The organism is Mucilaginibacter sp. Bleaf8 (assembly GCF_018390515.1).
In the GTDB taxonomy this organism is placed as follows: domain Bacteria; phylum Bacteroidota; class Bacteroidia; order Sphingobacteriales; family Sphingobacteriaceae; genus Mucilaginibacter.
The window spans coordinates 471,879-498,297 of record NZ_JAHBBK010000002.1; the positions used below are offsets into that span (position 1 = coordinate 471,879).

General features: G+C 45.4%; 14 protein-coding genes. All 14 read left to right on the top strand.

The window, feature by feature from the left end; translation table 11 throughout:
• Positions 1–470 precede the first annotated feature (470 nt).
• The 14 genes from KHS38_RS10800 (at position 471) to KHS38_RS10865 (ending at position 26,418) form a co-directional block, all read left to right on the top strand.
• Complete coding sequence (locus tag KHS38_RS10800) at positions 471–2,144, top strand: fucose isomerase (protein ID WP_213488568.1); 1,674 nt, start codon at positions 471–473, stop codon at positions 2,142–2,144.
• Complete coding sequence (locus KHS38_RS10805) at positions 2,128–2,802, top strand: DUF3826 domain-containing protein (RefSeq protein WP_249665363.1); 675 nt, start codon at positions 2,128–2,130, stop codon at positions 2,800–2,802. Before KHS38_RS10800 ends, KHS38_RS10805 begins: the two co-directional genes overlap by 17 nt.
• A 177-nt stretch (positions 2,803–2,979) precedes the next feature.
• A complete protein-coding gene (locus tag KHS38_RS10810; RefSeq protein ID WP_213488569.1) occupies positions 2,980–6,201 on the top strand; it encodes a SusC/RagA family TonB-linked outer membrane protein in 3,222 nt (1,073 codons plus the stop codon).
• Between the two features lie 11 nt (positions 6,202–6,212).
• Positions 6,213–8,018 carry a RagB/SusD family nutrient uptake outer membrane protein gene (locus KHS38_RS10815; RefSeq protein WP_213488570.1) on the top strand — a complete coding sequence of 602 codons (1,806 nt, stop codon included), beginning with the start codon at positions 6,213–6,215 and terminating at the stop codon, positions 8,016–8,018.
• Positions 8,019–8,413: 395 nt separating this feature from the next.
• Positions 8,414–10,075 carry a pectate lyase family protein gene (locus tag KHS38_RS10820; protein WP_213488571.1) on the top strand — a complete coding sequence of 554 codons (1,662 nt, stop codon included), beginning with the start codon at positions 8,414–8,416 and terminating at the stop codon, positions 10,073–10,075.
• A gap of 75 nt (positions 10,076–10,150) precedes the next feature.
• Positions 10,151–13,249, top strand: a complete 3,099-nt coding sequence (locus KHS38_RS10825) for a DUF6298 domain-containing protein (protein WP_249665364.1) — start codon at positions 10,151–10,153, stop codon at positions 13,247–13,249.
• Between the two features lies 1 nt (position 13,250).
• Positions 13,251–14,651: a glycoside hydrolase family 140 protein gene (locus KHS38_RS10830; RefSeq protein WP_249665365.1), complete on the top strand. Its 1,401-nt coding sequence runs from the start codon at positions 13,251–13,253 to the stop codon at positions 14,649–14,651.
• Positions 14,652–14,660: 9 nt separating this feature from the next.
• A complete protein-coding gene (locus KHS38_RS10835; protein WP_213488572.1) occupies positions 14,661–15,617 on the top strand; it encodes a glycoside hydrolase family 43 protein in 957 nt (318 codons plus the stop codon).
• Positions 15,618–15,621: 4 nt separating this feature from the next.
• Positions 15,622–17,469: an exo-alpha-sialidase gene (locus KHS38_RS10840; protein WP_213488573.1), complete on the top strand. Its 1,848-nt coding sequence runs from the start codon at positions 15,622–15,624 to the stop codon at positions 17,467–17,469.
• 4 nt (positions 17,470–17,473) lie between these two features.
• On the top strand, positions 17,474–18,931 hold the full coding sequence (locus tag KHS38_RS10845; protein WP_249665366.1) for a sialate O-acetylesterase: 1,458 nt from the start codon (positions 17,474–17,476) through the stop codon (positions 18,929–18,931).
• Positions 18,932–18,939: 8 nt separating this feature from the next.
• Positions 18,940–21,732, top strand: a complete 2,793-nt coding sequence (locus KHS38_RS10850) for a glycoside hydrolase family 2 protein (RefSeq protein ID WP_213488574.1) — start codon at positions 18,940–18,942, stop codon at positions 21,730–21,732.
• Between the two features lies 1 nt (position 21,733).
• On the top strand, positions 21,734–24,502 hold the full coding sequence (locus tag KHS38_RS10855; RefSeq protein WP_213488575.1) for an alpha-L-rhamnosidase: 2,769 nt from the start codon (positions 21,734–21,736) through the stop codon (positions 24,500–24,502).
• Positions 24,503–24,519: 17 nt separating this feature from the next.
• Entirely contained in the window at positions 24,520–25,254 is a 735-nt protein-coding gene (locus KHS38_RS10860) for a DUF3826 domain-containing protein (RefSeq protein ID WP_249665367.1), read from the top strand.
• Positions 25,255–25,275: 21 nt separating this feature from the next.
• The gene (locus KHS38_RS10865) at positions 25,276–26,418 is read left to right on the top strand and encodes a sialidase family protein (protein ID WP_213488576.1); all 1,143 of its coding nucleotides are present in this window, start codon (positions 25,276–25,278) and stop codon (positions 26,416–26,418) included.
• Position 26,419: the final 1 nt, after the last annotated feature.

Genomic DNA, 26,419 nt, shown 5'->3' on the forward strand with positions numbered 1-26,419 from the left:
GATGATTTTAAAACATTTTAAAATCTTATCACCTTACCCATCACTTTGTGAAGTGCAATAAGTAATCACAAATATCTTGTTTATTGGTGATAGATATGGATCTGCCGCCCTGGAAACCTTAAACTAAGGGCTTATTAAAATCGCATCACTTTGATTTTCTATTGCTAACTTAATTTGCTTGTAACGAAAAAGATGCCTATTGTTGCCGTCGTTATGCTAATATCCTATAATAAAAGGATAAAAAGCTGCAAAAAATGACCTGGACGTTACATGATATTTGTGATACTAACCTGTTTGTCAGGATTAAACCAAATTATAAATAATTAATATCCATACTTTCAAAGCAGCTTTTTATAAGGCGTTCCATGTGCTCTTGTTTGCATAGATATTTAACCAATTAGATAAAAGGCTGTAAGCTGATTATAAACCGGGCATCGATACACATTTATGCTCTTACATTTTGCAAAACGATGTTAAAGAACCAAGGTACTCAGCAAGTATTATTAGTGGCCAGTGGTGATTTGCGTCTCTCGGCCAATCAAACCTGCTGGGAGGTACAGCAAACCATGGAAGCTAAGTTAACAGCTGCCATTGAAAAAGCAGGCCATACATTAAAACGCGCCCATGCTTACAACACGGTTAAACAACATGGATTTATAGATTCCCAAAAAATGGGTATCGAAGTATTTAAAATTATTGATCCGAAGCAACCGCTCATCGTTGCCGAAAGCGTTTGGCAATATACCCATCACGTACTTCCTGGGTTAACCACCCATAAAGGACCGATACTTACCGTTGCCAACTGGGATGGAACCTGGCCTGGCCTGGTAGGTATGCTTAACCTAAATGGCTCGCTGACAAAAGCCGGCGTAAACTACAGCACCTTGTGGAGCGAAGATTTTAGCGACGAATTTTTTACGCAAAAGCTTAATGAGTGGCTGCAGACAGGCAAGATCAGGCACGATCAAAGTCATGTAAAAAGCTTCGATTTAGTAAATATTCCGCTCGAAGATGAATTGACCGGACGGGATTTTGGCCGCCGCTTGAAGCAAAATAAAGCCATTATGGGGGTGTTTGATGAAGGCTGCATGGGTATGTATAACGCCATTGTACCTGATGAGCTTTTACACACAACCGGTATTTTTAAAGAAAGATTAAGCCAGTCGTCGCTATATGCAGCTATGTTGAACGTACAGGATGAAGAAGCTGAAAAAGTATTAACCTGGCTTTTAGAAAAAGGTATGCGTTTTAACTGGGGAACCGACGAGGCTACCGAGCTTACCCGTAACCAAACGCTGCTGCAATGTAAAATGTACATTGCCGCTGTTCGTATAGCACATGATTTTGGGTGCGACACCATCGGTATACAATACCAGCAGGGGTTAAAAGACCTTGTTCCGGCAAGTGATCTGGTTGAAGGTTTGCTAAATAATCAGGACCGCCCGCCGGTGTATTCAGAAACCGGCGAAGAACTGTATGCCGGTCAGGCGTTGCCTCACTTTAATGAGGTTGATGAATGTGCCGGTATTGATGCCTTGGTTACCTATCATTTATGGAAAGAACTCGGCATGCAGGGCGAAACCACGCTGCATGATTTACGCTGGGGGCAGCATTTCAAAGGTGAAGGAATTGACGATTTTGTTTGGCTTTTCCTGATTTCGGGAGCTGCACCGCCTGAGCACTTTATTAATGGTTATGCCGGCGCTGTAAGTGAACGGCAGCCTGCAATGTATTTCAGATTGGGTGGCGGTAGTTTAAAAGGCGTAAGTAAACCCGGCCATATTGTATGGAGCCGTGTTTACGTAATGAATAATGAGTTGCATTGCGATTTAGGAGTAGGCGAGGCTGTGTATTTACCGGAAGCTGAAACTCAACGCCGCTGGGAACTTACCACGCCGCAATGGCCAATTATGCACGCCAGCTTAAAAGGCGTAAACCAAAATCAAATGATGGCCCGCCATAAGGCAAATCACATCCAGGTGGTATATGCTACCGATGCTGCCAAGGCTATGCAAGCTTGCCGTATCAAGGCAGCTGCTTTGGCAGAATTGGGCATCCAGGTGCATTTTTGTGGAGAAGTGAATTTAACAGCAAATAGTGAAAGTGAATTAAAAGAGGAGAAAGCGTATGAAAATGTTATTTAAGTATTGTGCCGCATTATTATTGTTTGCCTGTACTATACCTGCATTTGCCCAGGATGTACAAACGGCCGATAAAAAAGCAGAATATGTAAAAGTAGTAACCGAACGTGCTGCTAAAATTACCGCAACTTTGGGCCTGACGGATGCTGGTAAAGCATCGAAAGTAACAGAGATTATTGCCAGACAATATCAAGACCTAAACGAGGTATACACCGCTCGGGATAATAAGATAAAAGAAATCAAAGAGCGCAATGCAGATAATAAAGAAGATTTGGCAGCAGCTATAAAAGCTACTGAGATGGAAGCAACCTCCAAACTACAGCCATTGCATACACAGTACTTAGCCAGCTTATCACAATATCTTACCGCCGAGCAGGTAGATAAAGTGAAAGACGGCATGACTTACAATGTGCGTAACGTTACATACACTGCTTACAACAGCATGATACCCACACTAACCCAAGAGCAAAAAGCGCAAATTTTAACATGGCTTACCGAGGCCCGCGAGCAATCTATGGATGCTGAATCATCGCAAAAGAAACATGCCTGGTTTGGTAAGTACAAAGGTCGCATCAACAACTACCTGTCTGCCGCAGGTTATGACATGAAGAAGGAAGAAGCCGGCTGGATGGAGCGTATCAAGGCTGAAAAAAACAAGTAAATTTCTATTTAAGAGCCAATGGTAATGTCATAGACCGCTGTTGGCTCTTATTCCTGTTTTATAACTGCTGATTAAACCCACATTTACTCAAACCACCTTACGCTATGGATTAAAGAAAGCCCAAACCTCCGATTAAACCAATACAAAGACCAATTATTGAACCAATAAAATTAAGAGATGAAGAAAATTTACTTTCTTATTTTGCTGTTGCCGTTTTTAACCTACTCGGCATTCGCGCAAAATAGAACCATAACCGGTACCGTAACCAGCGCTGATAAAAACGAGCCGCTGATTGGGGTAACCGTTCAGGTAAAAGGCAGTAGCGTAGGTACCCAAACCGACGTGAACGGAAAGTTCTCTATCAAGGTAACCAACTTACAAAACGTGGTACTGAGTATCCGTTACGTAGGTTTTGCTTTCCAGGAACACTCGCTTAAACCGGGCGAAACCACATTGAATATTAAAATGCAGCCCAGCAATGAAAGCAACTTGAGTGATGTGGTAGTTGTAGGGTATGGCACTCAAAAGAAGGCTCACCTTACCGGTGCTGTAGCAACGGTTAATTTGCAAACGCTACAAGATATTCCGACAACCAATCTGTCATCTGCATTAAGAGGGCAATTGCCAAACGTTACAGTTAGCGGTGGACAAGGCAGGCCAGGTGATGATGCATCCATAAGTATAAGAAATCCAAAATTTGGTACGGGCGTAACATCATCTACTCAGCCTTTGTATATTATAGACGATGCATTCCGTACCGCTGCTGATTTTAATCTTTTAGATCAAACTGAAGTTGAAAGTATTTCTGTTTTAAAAGATGCGGCAGCAGCAATCTATGGTATTCAGGGAGCAAATGGTGTAATTATTGTAAAAACCAAAAGAGGTAAAGCAGGCACACCAAAAGTTAACTACTCAGGTTCCATAGGTTTCTCTGATGCTACCATGTTACCTAATATGATGACGGGTATACAGCAAGCTACTTACCTGAATGATCTATATCAAGCTCAGAATAATTATCAATTAGATGAGTTTGGTATAAATAAAGTCACAGGTGCAAAAATTCCAAATTATTATACACCTGATGAATTAGCTTATTTTGCAGATCCTAATAACAACACAAATTGGCTAAGAAAGGCGTGGCAGGTTTCAACAGTTCAAAGACATGCTGTAGATGTAAGCGGTGGCTCAGATAAGGCTACTTATTTTGCCGGAGCCAGCTATGTGAAGCAAAATTCAAACTTTGAAGGTGTTGACGCGGACAGGTGGACTTTTCGGGCAAGTACAGATGCTCGAGTTGCAAATGGTTTAAAGGTTGGATTATCGGTAAGCGGTGCAGTTAATGAGAACACTAAGTATTTTTTCAAACAAAGTGGTGAAAGCGCAGATGATGATGTTAATACGTTATCAAAAGTACCACAGTGGCAACAGTTTTATATCAACGGTAATCCCGTATTATTAACGCCAACATTTTCTGCAGCTAAGGATAATATCAACTTTTTCGAAATTCAGAAATCAAATAACTATAACCTTTCCAGAACATATGTTTTAAATATAAATGCTAATGTCAAATATGATGTGCCGTTTATCAAGGGCTTAAGTTTGACAGGTACTTATAATAAAAATTACAATAACTTTTTTGGGAAGCAATTTGGTACTTATTTTAACTTTTATCAATACAGCGGGCAAGGAACCAACAGGCATATTCCGGGCGGTGATTTAGTAAATGTTCAAAGAATATCCAATGGTGACCGCATCCGGCTCAATCCAACTTTTGCTAATAATTACCAATTAGATGGTATTATCAATTACAATCGAAAGTTTGGTAAACATGAATTGTCTATACTCGCTTTATATGAACAGTCTGAGTCTTATTCAGAAGGTTTATCTGCATTACAAGATAATATTTATGTAGGCGGGTTAGATAACTTCAACTTTGCTTATGGCAACAAGGAAGTAAATCAGGTCGGTTTACTAAGGGAATATGGCCGTTTAGCTTATGCTACCAGAATTAATTATAACTACGCTAATAAGTATTTACTTGAGTTTGCTTTTAGAGCAGATGCCAATACTAATTTTGCGCCCGGAAAAGAATGGGGATATTTTCCATCTGGCTCATTGGGCTGGATAGTTTCTGAGGAAAGTTTTTTTAAGCGAGGTGTAAAGTTTATTGATTACTTCAAAGTAAGAGGCTCAGTTGGTCTGTTAGGTAATGACAATACCTCTCCATTCCAGTATCAAAGGAATTATAGTTTTGCTATAGGGCATGCGGCTGTTTTTGGTCAACCAACTGGCGACAGAGGAACAACCGTAGAACCCAATATTTTGCTTGCGAATGAAAAGGCACGCTGGGATAATAACTTGAAAACTAACCTTGGTTTTGATTTTCAGTTCTTGAACAATCGTCTGTCAGCAACTATTGATGGGTATTTTGAGCACAGATATAATCTTTTGACTAGTTTAAGTGGATCTGTTCCTTTTTTAATTGGAGCAAGGTTGCCAACCGAGAACTATCTTTCTATCAATACTTTCGGTTATGAGATATCATTGGGTTGGAAGGATAAAATTGGTAAAGATTTTACCTATAACTTTAATCCGTTCTTCTCTTGGTCGGACGCTAAAAACATTATTATTGACCAGCCGCTGGGTTTAAATGGAACTTATTTGGACCTCAATGGTAGGTCTGATGACCCCGGAAAGCTTGGGTACCATTATCTGGGTATGATCCGCACAACGGAGCAGGCTGACGCAATAAAAAATTCAATGGCTGCAGCTGCAGGTATTAAGCCTGAGGATGTACGTATACTGGGTCAAATACCAGCTCCGGGTATGCTGTACTATCAAGACGTTCGTGGGCCCAGAGATGCAAACGGACAGTACGCAGCTCCAGACGGTAAGATCAATGATGAAGATCAGGATTATCTTACCCATAAAGCAAGTAACCACTATAACTTAGGATTAAATTTTGGAGGTTCTTACAAATCATTAAGTCTCAATGTTATTATGGGAATGTCTTTTGGTGGTATTGCAACTGTTGAAAGTGACGCTATGTCCACAGCAACAGCAACCTCCAATCGTCCCGCTTTCTGGTCTGATCACTGGACACCAACCAATCCGGATGCAAAATATCCAAATCCATATTATAGTATGGTGAACAATGTAAGTTCGGAGTTTTGGTTTAGAAGTTCGTTCACCTTTAGAGTATCTAATTTGAACTTATCTTATGCTGTACCATCTAAAATTGCTAATAAATTAGGTGTTGGTAGCATTAGGGCCTACTTTAATGGTACAAACTTGTTTAATTTTTCTAACCCTTTCAGTGAATACCGCGATAATACGACTGCGTACAACCTGTATCCTGCGTTAAAAACCTACTCGTTTGGATTGAATGTCGGATTTTAAATAAGAAAATAATGAAAAATATATATATCAGTTTGTTATTTGTGTTGTTTGGGACTATAATATTATCAAGTTGCAAAAAAGTATTAGATAAGCAGGATTTGAATAAAGCCTCGCCAGAGCTTGTATTTAGTGATTCTATATTGGTAAAGCAGCAGCTTGATTATATCTATAATCAAAATTTACCTACTTGGTTTGGAAATACCGGCGGAAGTTTAGGCTCAACAAATGGCTTGGCAGACGACGGTTATAGCGACAACAAGTATGTGCAGGGCTCATTAACTATTAATGATGTTGTTGATATCGGCAGCACAAATACTTCGGGCAACTACAACAAGCTCCGCATCATCAATACATTTATAGATGGCTTAAAGACTAGTCCATTGCCTAATGATCAAAAAAAGCGCTTCGCTGCACAAGCCATTTTTTTTCGTGCTTTCCGTTATTTTGATTTAGTACGATTGTACGGTGGTGTACCGTTAATACTTACTCCGTTGGAAGGCGTAGGGCCTGACGCAAAGGATGCCGCCAAGCTGCCTCGAAATTCAACGTCGGAATGCATAAAACAAATCGTTGCCGATTTAGATACAGCTATAAAATATTTACCCAAAAAATGGCTTACAGCAGATTATGGGCGTATAACAGCAGGTGGTGCAATGGCATTCAAAGGCAGAGTCCTGTTAACATATGCGAGTCCGCAGTTTTTAAGCGGAGATAATACCGCAACTGACCAATCCCGTTGGCAAACCGCCTATGAAGCCAATACATTAGCCTATAATTATTTAATTAGTGCCGGCTACGGCCTTAATTCTTCATATGATGGCTTGTGGTTTACGGAGGGCTATGCTAATCCTGAAGCGGTAATGATTACGGGATTTAATACATCACAGGGCCAGCAAACCAGTAACAATAATGGTTACGAATCATCAACCAGGCCAGCTTATTTAAGTTCTGGTAACAGCAGTAGCTCAAATCAGCCAACGTGGGATCTTGTTCAGTCCTACCCAATGAAGGATGGCAAAGCTCCGGGTAGCCCGTCATCTAAATATACGTATTCAGTGCAGAACTTTTATAAAAACAGAGATCCCCGGTTTGATAAAACTATTGCTTATAACGGAAGTACTTGGTCCATTAATAACAATCCTAATTATAGGCTGTGGACTTATATTATTGGTACAAAGTCAGTAGAGCCTGTTGGGGCAACCACCACAGGCTTTTATTTACGTAAAGCTATTGATCCGACACTTGCTTTAAATAATGTACCATACGCAGGTGCTGATTGGATTGAAATCAGGTTTGCAGAAGTTGTACTTAACTTAGCGGAGTGTGCCGCGGAAACAGGACGAATGGACGAAGCTTTTGAAAAGCTAAAAACAATTAGACAAAGGGCTGGTATTGAGCCTGGCGACGGAAATTATGGTTTGGATGAGGTTATAAAAGGTGACCGCCTGCAGATGATTAATGCCATCATGTTGGAAAGGCAGATCGAGTTTGCCTTTGAGGGTAAACGTTTTTGGGATTTAAGGAGAAGAAGACTGTTGACTGCATTAAATGGAAAGCAACGATCCGGTATAAAAATATCAGCAACAGCTGATGCGCCAACCAATCTCACAGCATCAGGCTTTCCGGGCCGCGATGCATTGAGTGCAGACGCAGCGTATACCTATTTCACAATTACAGTTGTGCCTTTAGACACAAAATATAAAATAGGTTATCAGCCCGGAATTTATTTTTTTGGTATACCAACAGCTACGATTAATAGTGATCCTGCTATTGTGCAAACCAACACATGGGGCGGAACATTTGACCCATTTAAATAAAGCAGTTAATCATACAATAAAGAAGGGAGGCTGTGGTCTCCCTTTTTTTATTGTATGATTTTAACAATGCTCACTATTGCATATTAAAAAGCTATTAGCATTTGTATCATAGATTAATACTGTTCAAACGATGCCCTAAGCGTCTTTGTAACATGTTTGCTATAGTGCTGGTATTAACTACGATTAAGAGCCCTTTGGTAATATTTTACAACACTATGTTAAGATTATACATAAATGAGCACTAAAGGCATTGCATATTTGGCTTAATAGAATTAGAAAACCTATTATTACCTAAGTTTCTCAGTAACCAATTTATAAACCATATACCTGCATGGTCGTTTTGCCTCATGTGGTATTGGTTTATATGAGCTAAACGTAATTGTAAATCGCTGATAATGAAAAGAACATTCTCCTTGCTGTCGTTATGCATGGTAGCTTTTGCCGTAAAACCGGCGATGGCTCAATACCCACAAATACCGGCTGATATCAAAGCGCAAACCGAGGCCATGATGGCCGAAAATCAACGCAAGTCAGACTCGGCCTGGAAAGTGGCCTTTCCTGTGGTTGATTACGATATGAGACACGGCAAACCCTATATTCCATGGGCTGCCCGTCCGAATGATCTTCCCCAATCGGAACGGTTGGCTTTCCCCGGAGCGGAAGGCGGAGGCGCGCATTCATTTGGTGGCCAGGGCGGCAAAGTATTTGTGGTTACCAGTTTGGAAGATAGCGGTCCGGGTACGCTTCGTTATGCCTGTGAGCAAGGCGGGGCGCGTATTATCGTGTTCAACGTAGCGGGCATTATCCGTCTGAAAACACCGCTGATTATCCGTGCACCGTATGTTACCATCCAAGGTCAATCAGCACCGGGCAGCGGTGTGTGTGTAGCTGGTGAATCAGTTTGGATCAATACGCACGATGTGGTAATCCGCTACATGCGTTTCCGCAGAGGCGAAACCAACGTTGGTCGTCGCGACGATGCATTAGGAGGTAATCCGGTAGGTAATATCATTATCGACCATTGTTCAACCAGTTGGGGATTAGACGAAAATATGTCCATCTACCGCCATATGTTCGATCCGGGCGATGGCAATAAGGAAGAAAAGCACGGTACTGTTAACGTTACGATATCCAACTGTATTTATTCAGAAAGCTTAGATACCTGGAACCACGCTTTTGGCAGTACCACAGGCGGCGAAAACTGCATGCTGGTACGCAACCTTTGGGCTGATAATACAGGTCGTAACCCATCAATCGGCTGGAATGGTATCTACAACTTTGTTAACAACGTTGTATTTAACTGGGTGCATCGCTCTATGGATGGCGGCGATTATACAGCGAAATTCAACATCATCAACAACTACTTCAAACCAGGTCCGGCCACACCAACCAATGAGCCGGTTGGTCACCGTATACTGAAGCCCGAATCTGGCAGGAGCAAGCTAAAAGAAAAAGTATTCGGTATGGCTTACGTGAATGGCAACATCATGGAAGGCAACACAAAAGTTACTGCCGATAACTGGGATGGCGGTGTGCAGGTAGAGGGTGAAGGCGGTAAAGAAATGGCCGATGCTGGTCAGTATAAAGATTACATGAAATGGAATAAGCCTTTTCCAATGCCTTCGGTTAGGATATTACCGGCACAACAGGCCAAAACTTTTGTAATTGCTAACGTTGGTGCAACCTTGCCGCTTAGGGATGAGGTGGATACACGTATCATTAAGCAGGTGGCTACCGGTAAAATTGATTATAAGGAAGGCGTTAAGCTTCCCGAAACGCAATTTAAACATCGTCGTTTACCAATAGATTCTTATAAAATTGGCATCATTACCGATATAAGCCAGGTAGGTGGGTACCCTAACTATGCAGGTGCGCAATACAAAGACAGCGACAATGACGGCTTGCCAGATGATTATGAAACGAAACATGGTCTGAATCCTAAAAACGGGAAAGACTCAGCACAGTTAGCTAAAAATGGTGGTGGTTATAGCAACATAGAAGTATACCTGAACACGTTAGCCACGAAAGGTGAGAAACCTGTAGCAGGAGTTAAATAATGCTATTTTATTATAGTGACGATTCGAATTTCAAATATTAAAGTTCTTCTTCATGTTGGTGTTATTGCCGGGTGTATGCTGCTGCATGCACCCGTTGCATTGAGCCAGGGTAAAAAGAATGCGCCCAAGCCCCAGCCGCCCATTGCGCAGGATAAGAGTGGTAAATTAGTTTATACTACTGATGCCAAAGGCAACCGTGTGCCCGATTTTTCTTACTGCGGTTACATGGCTTCTGAGCAGGCCATACCTAATGTGCCGGTGCGTGTTGTAGTGCCTGTTAAACCGGGCGATGCAACCTGGCGTATACAGGCTGCTATCAATTATGTAGCTGGCCTGCCTGCAGATAAAAATGGCATTAAAGGTGCGGTATTGCTGCAAAAAGGAATTTATGAGGTACAGGGGAGTCTTAAGCTCAATGCATCGGGCGTAATACTGCGTGGTAATGGAATGGGAGAGGACGGTACCACATTGATTGCCGCCGGTAAAGACCGCGAAACTTTTATTCGCATTGAAGGTAAAAACGATAAACAGGTAACCGAGCCGGTAAAAATTGCCGATGCTTATGTGCCGGTAAATGCCACCACAGCACAGGTAGTACAAGGTAAATATAAAGTGGGCGATCAGGTTATCATTCATCGCCCAAGCACGCAAGCCTGGATCAATCAGTTAGGTACCGAGCATTTCGGCGGTGGCCTTACCAGTTTGGGTTGGAAACCCGGTCAGCAGGACATTTACTGGGATCGTAAAGTGGTTGCTGTTAATGGTACCAACCTTACGCTTGATGCACCTCTAACCACCGCGCTCGACTCGGCTTTTGGCGGCGGTACAATCAGCACGTACCAGTGGAACGGACGCATCCGGCAATCCGGTATTGAGAACCTGCGTTTGCAATCGGCTTATGATATCCAAAACCTCAAAGACGAAGCCCATCGCTGGATGGCCATTACCATTGCCAACGCAGCTGATGTATGGGTGCGCCAGGTAACTTTTGAGCACTTTGCAGGTTCGGCAGTGTTTGTGCTAGAAACCGCCAAACGTGTAACGGTAGAAGATTGTAAATCGTTGGCCCCGGTATCAGAAATTGGTGGACAACGTCGTAATACATTTTGGACCATGGGTCAGCAAACTTTGTTTCAGCGGTTGTATGCTGAAAACGGTTTCCATGATTTTGCTGTAGGTTACATGGCTCCGGGTCCGAATGTATTCGTACAGTGCCAGTCGTGGCAGCCGCATAGCTTTAGCGGCGCTATTGATAGCTGGGCATCAGGCGTTTTGTTTGATGTAATTAACATTGACGGGCAAGCGCTAAGCTACATGAATCGTGGACAGGACGGGCAGGGTGCAGGCTGGAGTGCTGCCAATAGCGTTTTCTGGAATTGCAGTGCCGCACGGGTAGATTGCTATCAGCCGCCAACAGCGCAAAACTGGGCCTTTGGTACCTGGGCGCAATTTGCCGGTAACGGCTACTGGGGCGAATCCAACAACAGCATCAACCCGCGCAGCTTATACTACGCGCAACTGGCCGCCCGCTTAAATACTGATGTGGCCCAGCAAGCGCAGATTTTGCCGGTTGAAACCGAGGCATCCAGTAGCCCGACGGTACAACAGGCCGCACTGTTAACTGCTAATTCTGTTAAGCCGGCAGTCACGATTTTGGATTGGGTAAACCAGGCAGCTTCTCGCAATCCAATTGCAGCAAATGCCACTGCTATAAAAACTATCGATCAGATCAAAACACCGCAACCTGTACAACCGGTTAGGGCCCCGGCCATGCAGGTAACTAACGGCTGGCTGGTGCGTGGTAACACCGTTTTAACCGGCATGCGCCATGAAGTGCCTTGGTGGAACGGTTCTGTCGATCCGAATTATCTTCAAAAAACTGCTAAACCTCATATCACCCGTTGGGTACCCGGCAGGGTAGGTACCGGGCTTACGGATGATATAAATTCAGTAAGTAACTGGATGCTCGACAAACATATCGTTGCATTAGAACATAACTATGGACTATGGTATGAGCGCCGTCGCGATGATCACGAGCGCATCCGCCGTCTGGATGGCGATGTATGGCCGCCGTTTTACGAACTGCCGTTTGCCCGAAGCGGGCAAGGCACTGCTTATGATGGCTTAAGTAAATATGACCTGACCAAGTACAATTACTGGTACTGGAACCGCCTAAAACAGTTTGCCGATTTGGCCGACCAGAAAGGTTTGGTACTCATCCACCAAAATTATTTTCAGCATAATATTATAGAAGCGGGCGCACATTACGCCGATTTTCCGTGGCGACCGGCTAACAATATCAACAACACTGGCTTCCCCGAACCGCCGCCTTACGCCGGTGATAAGCGGATTTTTATGGCCGAGCAGTTTTATGATGTTACCCACCCGGTACGCCGTAAACTTCACCAGGCTTATATACGCCAGTGCCTCGATAATTTTGCTGCCAACAATGGCGTGATACAATTTATAGGAGCCGAGTTTACCGGTCCGCTGCACTTTGTACAATTCTGGATTGAAACCATACAACAGTGGGAGCAGGAGAAGGGCAAAAAGGAACTCATTGGGTTAAGTACCACTAAAGATGTGCAGGATGCTGTGCTGGCCGATCCGGCCCGTGCCGTAGCCATCAGCGTAATTGATATTCGATACTGGCATTACCAGGCCGATGGCAAAGCCTATGCACCGGCAGGCGGCCAAAATTTGGCACCCCGTCAGCAGGCTCGTCAGTTTAAGCCAAAAGCCACCTCTTTTGAGCAGGTATACCGTGCGGTGCACGAGTATCGTACCCAATACCCCGATAAGGCGGTAATCTACTCCAGCGATGGGTACGACCGTTATGGTTGGGCAGCCTTTATAGCAGGTGGCTCGTTACCTAATTTGCCGGCCGGTACAGACGCGCAGCTTTTATCGGCAGCTGCCGGTATGAAACCAATTGAGTTATCAGTACAAGGTCAATGGGCATTAGGTGATCCGGCAAAAGGTTTCATTGTCTACACTAATACAGGTAACACCGTTGAGTTAAAAACAGACCCTGCTGCCCGATACACTGCCCGCTGGATAGATCCGGAAACAGGAAAGTATCTGACCAAAGGCAGCTCGGTAAAAGGTAACAGTATAAGTAACCTCACCAGCCCCAAAAGCGGCCCGGCGGTATTATGGTTAAAACGTATTTAAAATGATGCTAAAAAAGCTTAATTATATCATCGTTGCAGCGGCTGCTATATGCTTCGCTTTTGGATGGATGCGCCATGCCGGGGTAGAGAAGTTATCGATATCGGCAAATCACCGCTATTTCGTAACTGCTGATCAGAAGCCTTTCTTTTGGCTGGGCGATACCGGCTGGTTGTTGCTTTCCAAACTTAATCGTGAGGATGCCGAAAAATACCTCGAGATACGCCGCCAGCAGGGCTTCAATGTGATACAGGTAATGGTAATCCACGATATTAAAGAAACCAATGCTTATGGCGATTCCGCTCTTACCAATGTTGACATCTCCCGCCCTAAAGTAACCGAAGGGAGCGATGCTGCCAATGCCGCACAGTATGATTATTGGGATCACGTGGATTGGATTGTTGACCGTGCAGCAGCAAAAGGATTGTACATGGCACTGGTGCCCGTGTGGGGATCGGTAGTAAAATCTAAAGCGGGAGTTACCTCTGAAAAAGCAAAGGCATACGCCAGTTTTCTGGTGAACCGATATAAAAACAGATCGAACATAATTTGGATGAATGGTGGCGATATAGCAGGCAGTGATTCTATGCAGGTATGGAAAACCATTGGCAATGTACTGCGTGCCGAAGACGGTAACCATCTTATCACCTATCATCCGCGTGGCCGTACACAATCATCCAAGTGGTTTCATAACGAAGACTGGCTGGATTTTAATTGTTTCCAATCAGGCCATCGCACTTATAAGCAGGATACTTCAGCCAAAGATTTAAAGTATGGTGAAGATAACTGGCGTTATGTGCAGGATGATTATAACAAGCAGCCTATCAAGCCAACGCTGGATGTGGAGCCATCTTATGAAAGAATTCCGCACGGTTTACACGACATTAAGCAACCCCGGTGGACAGCTGCTGATGTACGCCGTTATGCCTACTGGTCTGTTTTTGCAGGAGGTTGCGGCTACACTTACGGCAACAATGATGTGATGCAAATGCATAAACCTACCGACAAGAAAAGCGCTTACGGCTCTAAAAACTATTGGTATAAATCTATTAATGATCCCGGCGCGCTGCAAATGAAGCACATTAAAAAACTGATGTTATCGCGCTCATACTTTGATCGCGTGCCCGACCAGTCGCTGATTGCGGGTGGGCAAGGTAAGCGGTATAACTATCTGGTTGCTACCCGGGGTGAAAAGTATGCCTTTGTGTATACTTATAACGGCCGCAATATGAGCATCAGCACAGCTACGTTGCCGGGCTCAAAAATAAAAGTCAGCTGGTTTAACCCGCGTACAGGCACTTACACAGCCACCACCGTACGCACCAAGACCAGCATAATGAATTTTGACCCGCCCGGAGAAGTTGCCAATGGCAACGATTGGGTGCTGGTACTGGATGCCGTTTAATATAAAGCAATGATGGCGGAGGGTAAAAAATGGTTTATGGGCTTGTTTATGGCGGTGGTGCTGGCATCATGTGCAGCTAAAAAGGAGGTATACATGTTCACTTCCTTTCATGAACCTGCATCCGAAGGCTTGCGCCTGCTTTATAGCTATGATGCCTACCATTGGACCGACTTAAACTATACCTTTTTAAAACCCGAAGCAGGCGATGCCAAAATTATGCGCGACCCGTCTATTGCCCGGGGGCCGGATGGTACCTATCATTTGGTGTGGACAACCGGCTGGAAAAACGATAAGGGCTTTGGCTATTCCAGTTCAAAAGATCTGATCCACTGGTCGCCGCAACAGCATATCCGTATTATGGCTAATGAGCCGACCACCGTGAATGTGTGGGCGCCGGAAATATTTTATGATGATGAGCAAAAGCAGTTCATCATTGTCTGGGCCTCAACTATTCCATTCAGGTTTCCGAAAGGGCAGGAAGATGAGAATAACAATCACCGGTTATATTATACCACTACCAAAGATTTTGTGGCTTTTACACCGGCCAAGCTTTTTCTGGATCCGGGTTTCAGTGTGATAGATGCCCAGATAGTGAAAGTGGCTAAAAAGAACTATGTGTTGGTAATGAAGGATAACACCCGTCCCAACAGAAATATACTGGTTGCATCGGCCACTAATCCTTTAGGGCCGTACAGCAATTACAGCAAGCGCTTCACCGAGCTGTTTTCTGAAGGGCCAAATGCTACCAAGGCAGGCAATAAGTGGTTAATTTATTATGATTCATACCGGTTGAAAAGGTACGGCGCCATGAGTACAACTAATTTTAAAACGTTTACCGACGTATCAAATCAGGTAAGTGTACCTGAAGGTCATAAGCACGGTACGATATTCAAAGTATCAAAACAAACGCTGAACAACATTAAAAAGGAAATAGGGCAAAAGCAGGCAGCTGCTTTATCTAAATAAATATATGCTGAATTTAAAAGCCATATTGCTATCTCTCACAGCCAGTATAGGATGCCACTTTGCAGTGTACGCACAGGATACGGTGCGCTACACAGGTAACACCGTGGTAAATGTTGATTATCACGATGGCCGGCTGGCTCCGGTGTTGGGCGTGCACAGCAAACAGATTTTCAGAGCCAACAGAGAGCATCCCGATCAGGCCGAGGGCTTTGGTTTTACCTATAATCATGCTCCCATGCTGGCTTACTGGAACAATACGTTTTATGTAGAATATCTGAGCGATAAGATTGGCGAGAGCGTCCCACCAGGGCAAACGCTGGTCATGACCTCTAAAGATGGTGAGACCTGGACAAAGCCGGTAGTAGTATTCCCGCAGTACAAAGTACCGGATGGTACTACCAAGGAAGGCGTGGCGGGCGTAGCTAAGGATTTGTATTCGGTGATGCACCAGCGCATGGGCTTTTACCGGTCAAAATCAAACAAGTTGCTGGTGTTGGGCTTTTACGGCATTTGCTTGGACGCACATGACGATCCGAACGATGGTCAGGGCATTGGCCGAGTGGTGCGCGAAGTACTGCCAAATGGAAAATATGGACCTATTTATTTTATCCATTATAACCCCAAGTGGAACGAAAGCAACACGTCTTATCCTTTCTATAAAAAAAGCAAAAAGAAAGCTTTTGTGCAGGCTTGCGATGAGCTGATGTCCAACCCGCTGATGATGATGCAGTGGGTAGAGGAAACCGACCGTAAAGACCCGTTGATACCCTTAAAAAAGCAATACAAGGCTTTCAGTTTTTATCACCTGCCGGATGGCCGTGTGGTGGGGCTTTGGAAAAGCGCGCTTACCGCCATCAGTTCCGATAATGGTAAAACCTGGCCGGCCAATGCCGTACGTGCGCCGCGCTTTGTAAATAGCAATGCTAAAATATGGGGCCAGCGTACCAGCGATGGCCAATATGCCACGGTGTACAACCCTTCGGAATTCAGGTGGCCGCTGGCGTTGTCGGTAAGTAAGGATGGATTAAATTATACCAACTTGCTGCTGGTAAACGGCGAAATATCGACCATGCGCTACGGCGGCAACTACAAATCTTATGGGCCGCAGTATGTAAGGGGTATCGAAGAAGGGAACGGTACACCGCCCGACGGTAAGCTGTGGGTTACTTATAGCATGAACAAGGAAGACATTTGGGTGTCATCCATCCCGGTGCCTGTTACTGATATGGTTGCCACCCATGCCGACGAGGATTTTGCCAAAATGCCTTCGGGTAAGGAGCTGGACCAATGGAATACCTATAGCCTGCAATGGGCACCAGTAGGTATCGATAAAGCGCCCGATGGCAGCAGAGCTCTGGCTTTAAAAGATTGGGATCGTTTTGATTATGCCAAAGCGGAGCGGGTAGTGCCGCAATCGAAAAAGCTTGCGGTTGATTTTACTATAACCCCGGCACAAATGAGCAACGGGCAACTGGATATCGAGTTTCAGGATGCCAAGGGGCAGCCCTGCATCCGTCTTACTTTTGATTCAGCAGGAGTGTTCAGAACCAAAGCTGGTTATCGCAACAAAACGCTGATGAAGTATGAGGCGAATACAACGTACACCATTAAAATGCGGCTGAATGCGGATACCCGTTTTTATACCATGAACATTAATGGCAAGGATATGTCGCCCTCGCTGTTTTTTGCGCCGGTAACCAGCATTAACCGGGTGATGTTCCGTACTGGTGATATGAAGCATTTTCCAGATGCCGATACGCCTACCGACCAGGATTTTGATCTGAAAAATGCCGGAGAGCCAGTTAAAGTGGCAGCCTTTTATATTCATTCATTTAAAACCGGTAAATACTAATTTCATGCATTGCTTAAAGGTTCGGATTTTGGTTTGTTTACTGCTGGCGCTACTGCTCGTTTCCCTGAGCGGAAGGGCAGAGGTGGTGCTGCCTAAAATTCTGGGTCACAGCATGGTGTTACAGCGTAACCAGCCGGTACCCGTTTGGGGAAAGGCTGCTGCGGGCGAGGTTGTTACTGTGCAATTTGGCAGCCAGCTCAAAAAAACTACAACTGATGCGGCCGGTAATTGGAAGGTATGGTTAAACGCCATGCCAGCATCACCACAGGGCCAAACGCTACTTATTTCCGGCACTAATACCATCCGGCTAAACGATATTCTGGTGGGTGAGGTTTGGCTGTGTTCGGGCCAGTCGAACATGCAGTATGAAATGCGTAAAAACAGCAAGGTACACAAGTCCGACACCAGCACCGTGAATTCGCCGGTTGATGAACTGGAGCGCGCGCATAACCCTGCCATCCGTATCTTCATGGCCACGCAAAAGAATTTGTTGAAACCAGATACTACCCACCAGGGCTGGAGCATAGCGCAAGATTCGGCTCTGCGTGCATTCTCAGCCGCAGGTTATTTCTTTGCTAAAAACTTGCAGGCCCGGTTACAGGTGCCCGTGGGGGTAATCTGCTCTTCAGTAAGTGGTAGCCGCATAGAGCCTTGGATACCCGCAGATGCTTTTACACAAGAACCTTATTTAAAAAGCACAAAGGCAGAAGGCGATCCGGGAAAGTTCTATCAAAAAATGATTGCCCCGCTGGCTCCGTTTGCCATTAAGGGATGGCTTTGGTACCAGGGCGAGAGCAACTGTTTTTTGGGTGAAACCATCAGCTACACTTACAAAATGCAGGCTTTGGTTAACAGTTGGCGCAAACTGTGGCAAAATGATAAACTGCCATTTTATTACGTGCAAATAGCGCCGTTCTATTACTCCAAGAGTAAGGGGCAGGTAACCTATACACCGCAAACACTACCCGAATTCCGCGAAGCGCAAACCGCGGCTTTGCAGATACCGCATACTGGTATGATCATCACCACCGACTTGAATGATGACGTCAACAACCTGCATCCGCCTTTTAAATGGGAGGTTGGCCGCAGATTGGCTTTGCTGGCCTTAGCCAAAACCTACGGTTACAAAAAGCTGGTTTACTCAGGTCCAACGTTTAAGCGTATGAAAACAAAAGGCAACCTGGTGGAACTGGAGTTTGATCACATTGGTAGCGGCTTGGCAAGCCATGATGGTAAGCCACTGACTTATTTCACCCTTGCCGGTGCTGATGGCAAATTCGTAGCTGCCGATGCGATAATTAAAGGTAACAAAGTTATTGTTTCCTCATCTTCTGTTTCCAATCCTACCAACGTACGGTTTGGATGGGTAGAAGATGCACAGCCCAATTTTTATAACAAAGATGGCATGCCTGCGGCTCCTTTCCGTACCGATAACCCATTACATTATACTTATCAACCGTAACATTTTGCATGAAAGCCGCTTGCCTGAAAGTACTCGTCTTGTTTTGGTTTACCACTTGCGTGGTAACCGCCTTTGCACAGCAAACGCAACGGCTGTACTTATCAGGCACGGGTAGTAATCAGACCGTAAAATGGCAGTTTTTCTGTACCGCCGGCCACAATTCAGGTAAGTGGACCACCATACCGGTGCCCTCCAACTGGGAACTACAAGGGTTTGGCAAGTACAATTATGGTTTTAACAAGGATAGTTCACGCGGTAAGGAAGTAGGCTTGTATCGGTACAAATTTAAAACACCCGCCAACTTTAAGGGGCAAACCATTAACCTGGTTTTTGAAGGGGTAATGACCGATGCGGAGGTGAAAGTGAACGGCAAACTGGCCGGCCCTGTACACCAGGGCGCTTATTATGCTTTTAAATACGATGTTACCCAATTGCTGAACCCAAACGGCAGCAACCTGCTTGAGGTTAAGGTAGCCAAGCACTCCGCCAATGAATCGGTTAATGCAGCCGAACGCAAAGGCGATTTCTGGATTTTTGGCGGCATATTCCGGCCGGTTTACTTGGAAGCCTTGCCGGTTCAGCACATAAGCCGAATTTCTTTAGATGCACAGGCCAGCGGCGTATTTAAAAGTAACGTTCACCTTAATTCAATTCAAGCTGATGGAACTTTATCTGCACAGCTGTATAACGCAGATGGTAGTAAAGCAGGCGAGGCAGTAAGGACTTCTGTTAAAGCAGGTGATACTATCGTTAATCTGCAAACTAAATTAGCTTCGCCTAAACTATGGTCGTCCGAGTTTCCTAACCTTTATCAGGCGGTATTAACCTTATCGCAAAATGGTAAAGCGGTGCATACGGTAAAACAGCATTTCGGATTTCGTACCATCGAAGTAAAATCGCGCGATGGCGTTTATGTGAACGGCACCAAAATGAAATTCAAGGGTGTAAACCGCCATTCGTTCTGGCCGTCTACAGGTAGAGCTTTAAATAAGGAAATTAGCATTGCCGATGTGAACCTGATTAAGGATATGAATATGAATGCCGTGCGTATGTCGCATTACCCGCCCGATGATCATTTTTTGGACGTATGCGATTCGCTAGGGCTGTTTGTGCTTGATGAACTGGCCGGTTGGCACGGCAATTACGATAAAGTTACCGGTACCAAACTGGCTAATGAAATGCTGGCCCATGATGAAAATCATCCATCAATCGTTTTTTGGGTGAACGGTAACGAGGGCGGCTCCAATCCAGAGCTGGACCCGGTGCTACGCCAGGGCGATATACAAAAGCGGCCGTTGCTGCATGCCTGGCAGGATTTCGGCGGATTTGATACCCAACATTACCGCGACTATAATTACGGTATAGGTAACTATGATAACGGCCACAGCATTGTTATGCCCACAGAGTTTTTACATGGTTTGTATGATGGCGGTCATGGTGCCGGTCTGCAGGATTACTGGGAAGCCATGTGGCGCAATCCGCTATCGGCCGGAGGCTTTCTGTGGGATTTCGCCGACCAGGGCGTAGTGCGTACCGACAAAAACGGCAAAATTGATACTGATGGCGATCATGGTTCCGATGGTATTGTGGGCCCTTACCGCGAAAAGGAAGGCAGCTTTTTTACAATTAAAGAAGTATGGTCGCCGGTATACTTTGAGCGTCGCGAGCTGACCTCTTCGTTCGATGGTGTATTTCATCTCGAAAACCGATATAATTTTACCAATCTCAACCAATGTACTTTTAGCGGTAAGCTGGTGCGTGCGGCTGATACTTACGGAAAAAATAAAGCAGCCGAGCAAAGCTTTGCCATCGTATCGCCCAACATTCAGCCGTTTGAGAAAGGCGATCTGCAACTAAGTCTGCCCAATAACTGGAAAAGCTATGACTTTTTGTATATCACGGTAACCGACCTCTACCACCGCGAACTGTTTACCTGGAGCTGGCCCATTACCCGTCCCGAACGGGCCGCCCGCACGTTGGTGGTTAAAGATGCGCAAAGCACGGTGAATGTTACTATAGTCGATTCTTTGTACCTGGTTTCTGCTAATGGCATTAAGCTCGCTATCAACAAAAATACAGGTTTACTGCAACGTGTCGAGAATGCAAAAGGCGCTATACCTTTTACAAATGGGCCTATTATGCAGCAGGGCGTAAATAACTTTGCAGGTTTTATTCAGCGCATGGAAGGCAAAAACCTAATTATCGAATCTACTTACGATAAAAAGAGCAGCTACAATACCCTGCAGTGGACCATTTATCCATCTGGCTGGGTAAAAATGCAGGTACGCTATTTTCCGGGTGATTATTTCACGGAGTTTGTAGGTGTTAACTTCTCGTTTCCCGAAAGCCAGATGAAATCGGTGGAGTATATGGGTAGCGGCCCTTACCGGGTTTGGAAAAACCGTATGAAAGGAACCCGCCTGGGTGTATGGAAAAAGAATTACAACAATACTGAAACAGGTGAGGCCTGGGTGTACCCCGAATTCAAGGGCTATTATGCCAACCTGTACTGGTGTAAGTTTCATACCCAAGGCCAGCCCTTTACCGTAGTTGCCGAAGATGAGGATACCTTTTTGCGACTGTTTACCCCGGCGTTTAAGGATGATGCCTGGCATAATTATATGCTTAAGTTCCCTTCTGGCGATATATCATTTATGCAGGGCATAGCCGCCATTGGTACCAAGACCCAGCGGGCAGAAACCACCGGGCCAATGGGTATGAAACACGGTTATTATGACTACGACAAAGACCGTTGGCGCGCTAAAGAACTAAATTTATATTTTGATTTTTCGGGTAGATAACATGATAAAGCGAATAATAAAACATACCGCCTTTGCATTGCTGATATGCCTGCTGTTTGCGGCAAAGTTGGCCCGTGCTGCTAATATCCAATTGCAAAACCTGCGTTGCGAAATGTTGGTTAACCCGCAGGGAATTGATGCGGCACAGCCCCGCCTGAGCTGGCAGATATTGAGCGAGGAGCGTGGCGTAATGCAAACTGCTTACCATATACTGGTAGCTTCATCGCCACAAAGGCTCGCTGCCAATCAGGGCGATTTATGGGATTCGCATAAGGTTAGTTCCGAAGAGTCGATTATGGTTCCTTACGCTGGCAAGGCGCTGGGTAGCCGCATGCCCTGCTACTGGAAGGTAAAGGTATGGACCTCCACTGGCGAAAGCAACTGGAGCAAACCCGCCAACTGGAGCACGGGGCTGCTTAAACCCGCCGACTGGAAAGCATGCTGGGTAGGTGCCGAACACGGCTTTGCTTGGGATAGTGTTTCAAAGTTCTCGCGGTTGTCAGCAAGATATTTCCGCAAGGAGTTCCGCTCGGCAGCAGCCGTTAAACGGGCTATGGTTTATGTGGTTGGGTTAGGGCATTATGAACTGTATATAAACGGCAATAAAGTTGGCGACCAAGTGCTGGCACAAATGCCTACCGACTATAATAAATCTGTTTTATACAATACGTTTGATGTAACACCGCTGCTCAAAAAAGGCAGCAATGCCATTGCCGCGGTGCTGGGCAACGGGCGCTACTTTACTATGCGACCCAAGTATAAGCCGAAAAAGATCAAGGAGTTTGGTTTCCCGAAAATGCTGCTGCAACTGGAAGTTGAGTACACCGACGGTACAAAAAAACTGGTAGTGAGTGATGGTAGCTGGAAGATGACCGCCGATGGCCCTATTCGCAGTAATAACGAATATGACGGTGAAGAATACGATGCCACCAAAGAGCTTACCGGCTGGACCCATGTTGGCTATAATGATAGCAAATGGTTGAAACCAGAAATAGTACCTGCACCAGCCGGACGGCTTGCCGCCCAGATGAGTGAGCATATCAAAGTGATGCAAATTATTAAGCCGGTGAGCCTTACTGAGCTCAAACCCGGTACCTGTATTATGGATATGGGCCAGAACTTTTCGGGCTGGGTGCAAATGAAAGTGAAAGGCAAGCGCGGCGACAAAGTAACGCTCCGCTTTGCTGAAACATTGCAGACGAATGGCGAGTTATACACGGCTAATCTGCGCGATGCGAAAGTAACCGATGTTTATACACTGAAAGGAGGGGCAACCGAAATCTGGCATCCCGTGTTTGTGTACCATGGTTTCCGTTATGTAGAAATTACGGGCTATCGCAAGCCCGATAAGAGCGATTTTGAAGGGCACGTGGTTTATGATGCTTTAGCCAACACCGGCCAGTTTGAGACATCCAACCCCATCATCAACCAAATTTGTAGAAATGCTTACTGGGGTATACTAAGCAACTACAAAGGTATGCCGGTTGATTGTCCGCAACGTAATGAGCGTATGCCCTGGCTGGGTGATCGTGCTACAGGATGTTTGGGCGAAAGCTTTGTGTTTGATAACCATAAGCTGTACGCCAAATGGCTGGACGATATTGAGGATGCCCAAACGCCTGAAGGCGCCATACCTGATGTAGCCCCGGCTTACTGGAATTACTATAGTGATAACATGACCTGGCCCGGCACCTACCTGCTGATTGCCGACATGCTATACAAGCAATATGGCGATATTCGGCCTGTCGAAAAACATTATCCGTCCATGAAGAAATGGTTGAGCTATATGCAAGCCAAATACATGAAGGATTATATCATGACGAAGGATAAATATGGCGACTGGTGCGTGCCGCCCGAGTCGCCGGAGTTGATCCACTCGCGCGATTCATCACGCAATACCAACGGGCAGCTTATTGCTACGGCCTATCATTTCCGTATGCTGTTTTTGATGAAGCGCTTTGCCAAAATGTTGGGCAAGCAGCAGGATGCGCAAGAGTTTTCGGCGCTGTCTGCCAAAATAAGAGAAGCCTTTAATACCAGATTTTTTATTCAACAAACCCACCAGTATGATAACGGAACGGTAACCGCAAACTTATTGCCGTTGTACTTTGATATTAGGCAGGATGCAGATAAGGAAGCCGTATTTGAAAACATAGTAAACCGGGTGCTCACTACCGATAACGGTCACATTGGTACAGGCGTTATCGGTACGCAATGGCTAATGCGTGGCCTGACTGAAAATGGCCGGTCCGATTTGGCTTACCGCATCGCTACCAATACCGATTACCCCAGCTGGGGGTACATGGCCAAGCATGGTGCCACCACCATTTGGGAGCTTTGGAACGGCGATACCGCCAACCCGAGCATGAACTCCGGTAACCACATTATGTTGCTGGGCGATTTGATTACCTGGTATTATCAAAACTTAGCGGGTATAAAAGTGGGTGTTAATAATCCGGGCTTTAAACAGGTAATTATGAAACCCAACATCCCAGAAGGGCTTACTTATGTAAAGGCATCTTACCGAACGCCTTATGGGCAGGTAAAAAGCGAATGGCATAAGGAGAAAAATTTTAACTGGCAGGTTACTATTCCTGCCAACTGCACGGCTTTGATCTCCATCCCGGCATCATCTGCCGATGTGGTGACGGAAGGCGGTAAAAAAGCGGCCCAGGCCAACGGCGTAAAATTTTTGAAAATGGATAAGGGTATGGCTGTGTTTGAAGCCGGGTCGGGCAACTACAGCTTTGCTGCCCCAAAAACCAATTGAACCAACTGATTAGCGATATGAGAAGGATGAAAAAATTACCGGGTATGTTATTTACGGCATTGCTGTTAGCGACAGCTTCTGCTGGATATGCACAGCAGGCAACAACCAACACAGCCGAGGCAGCACCGGCTATGAATGCCGAAGCCAAAGCAAAGTCTGACGAAGACGCTGATAAGCGGGCTGTCGAGTGGGTGGCATCATTGAGTTTGAATGACAGCAAAAAGGAGCAGGCTTTAACCTCCATCATTGCTACCCACCTGAAAACCATACGCGATTGGAACAATGAGCACCCCTATACCACCGTACCGGCAGGTATTAACCCTGCTACGGGCACCCCATTAACTACGCTTGACAGGCAGATCATTGCCGTTTCGGCCATGCCCAAATCCGTTCACGAAAGTTTGATGACAGGTTTGCGCCAAAACTTAACTGAAAGCCAGGTAGAAGCAGTATTGGATAAGTATACTATCGGTAAAGTAGCTTTTACCCTGAACGGATACAAGTCCATTGTGCCCAACCTTAAACCAGAAGAAGAAAAAGTGATTACTGATAACCTGAAACAGGCGCGCGAGCAGGCGGTGGATTTTAAGAGCATGAAGCAGATCTCGGCCATTTTTGAGATCTACAAAACCAAAAACGAACAGTACCTCAATACACATGGCCGCAACTGGCACCAGATGTTTAAGGCTTATACCGATGCGGTGAAAGCTAAAAAAGCAGCGGCTAAGCAAGCTGAAAAATCGGCGCAATAAGTATCAATCAAAGCATTTAACATGTTGAAAAAATATATAGCTGTCTTGGTGCTCTCGTGCACGTTGGGTATGGGCAGTATCTATGCACAAAGTGCCACCCCGTGGCGTAAAGGCATCATCACCGATGAATTTATTTACGAAAAAGCACCTTACAAAGAATGCCATGCGGCAACTATTGCACAAACGCCTGCCGGCTTGGTAGCATCATGGTTTGGCGGTACCAAGGAGCGCAACCCGGACGTATGTATTTGGGTAAGCCGGTATGAGAACGGTAAGTGGACGGAAGGCGTTAATGTGGCCAACGGCATCCAAAATGATAGCCTGCGTTACCCTTGCTGGAATCCCGTACTGTACCAGGTGCCTAAGGGTGAATTGATACTGTTTTACAAAATAGGTCCTAAGCCATCTAATTGGAAGGGTTATTACAAAACATCTAAAGATGGTGGCGTTACCTGGTCGGCACAAGAGGCTTTGCCCGAAGGCTATTTGGGACCTATCAAGAACAAGCCTGTGTTGCTTAAAAATGGAACACTGATTAGCCCTACAAGTACCGAAGGTGAGGGCGGCTGGCGTGTACATTTTGAAATGAGTGCTGATTTTGGCAAAACCTGGACGATGACCCATGTTCCCGAAGGAGACAAAACCTTGAAAGCAATTCAGCCCAGCATTCTGTTCCATAAAGATGGCCGCTTGCAGGCGCTGTGCCGCAGCCAGAACAGGACCATACTGCAAACCTGGTCGGCCGACAATGGCAAAACCTGGTCGCCGCTCGAAAAGACCAACCTGCCAAACAATAATTCGGGAACCGATGCAGTGACTTTAAAAGATGGCCGCCAGTTGCTGGTATACAATCACGTGCTGCCTCCCGGCAAACTGGCCAAGGGGGCTCGTACACCCCTTAACGTGGCAGTTTCTAAGGATGGTATCAAGTGGTATGCCGCGCTCATTCTGGAAGATTCGCCCATCAGCCAGTATTCGTACCCCGCCGTTATACAGACCGATGATGGCTTAGTGCATTTCGTGTACACCTGGCGGCGCGAGCGGATCAAGCATGTAGTAGTCAATCCCAAAAAGCTTAAGCTGGTTGAGATTAAGAACGGGGAATGGCCTAAAGTAGAAGGTTACACCCTGCCCGAAGTAAAAGGCGAAACAAAAGATTTATAAG

Coding starts and splice junctions, on each gene's coding strand:
- KHS38_RS10800 (WP_213488568.1), top strand. CDS start 471: ATGTTAAAGAACCAAGGTACTCAGCAAGTATTATTAGTGGCCAGTGGT.
- KHS38_RS10805 (WP_249665363.1), top strand. CDS start 2,128: ATGAAAATGTTATTTAAGTATTGTGCCGCATTATTATTGTTTGCCTGT.
- KHS38_RS10810 (WP_213488569.1), top strand. CDS start 2,980: ATGAAGAAAATTTACTTTCTTATTTTGCTGTTGCCGTTTTTAACCTAC.
- KHS38_RS10815 (WP_213488570.1), top strand. CDS start 6,213: ATGAAAAATATATATATCAGTTTGTTATTTGTGTTGTTTGGGACTATA.
- KHS38_RS10820 (WP_213488571.1), top strand. CDS start 8,414: ATGAAAAGAACATTCTCCTTGCTGTCGTTATGCATGGTAGCTTTTGCC.
- KHS38_RS10825 (WP_249665364.1), top strand. CDS start 10,151: ATGCTGCTGCATGCACCCGTTGCATTGAGCCAGGGTAAAAAGAATGCG.
- KHS38_RS10830 (WP_249665365.1), top strand. CDS start 13,251: ATGATGCTAAAAAAGCTTAATTATATCATCGTTGCAGCGGCTGCTATA.
- KHS38_RS10835 (WP_213488572.1), top strand. CDS start 14,661: ATGATGGCGGAGGGTAAAAAATGGTTTATGGGCTTGTTTATGGCGGTG.
- KHS38_RS10840 (WP_213488573.1), top strand. CDS start 15,622: ATGCTGAATTTAAAAGCCATATTGCTATCTCTCACAGCCAGTATAGGA.
- KHS38_RS10845 (WP_249665366.1), top strand. CDS start 17,474: ATGCATTGCTTAAAGGTTCGGATTTTGGTTTGTTTACTGCTGGCGCTA.
- KHS38_RS10850 (WP_213488574.1), top strand. CDS start 18,940: ATGAAAGCCGCTTGCCTGAAAGTACTCGTCTTGTTTTGGTTTACCACT.
- KHS38_RS10855 (WP_213488575.1), top strand. CDS start 21,734: ATGATAAAGCGAATAATAAAACATACCGCCTTTGCATTGCTGATATGC.
- KHS38_RS10860 (WP_249665367.1), top strand. CDS start 24,520: ATGAGAAGGATGAAAAAATTACCGGGTATGTTATTTACGGCATTGCTG.
- KHS38_RS10865 (WP_213488576.1), top strand. CDS start 25,276: ATGTTGAAAAAATATATAGCTGTCTTGGTGCTCTCGTGCACGTTGGGT.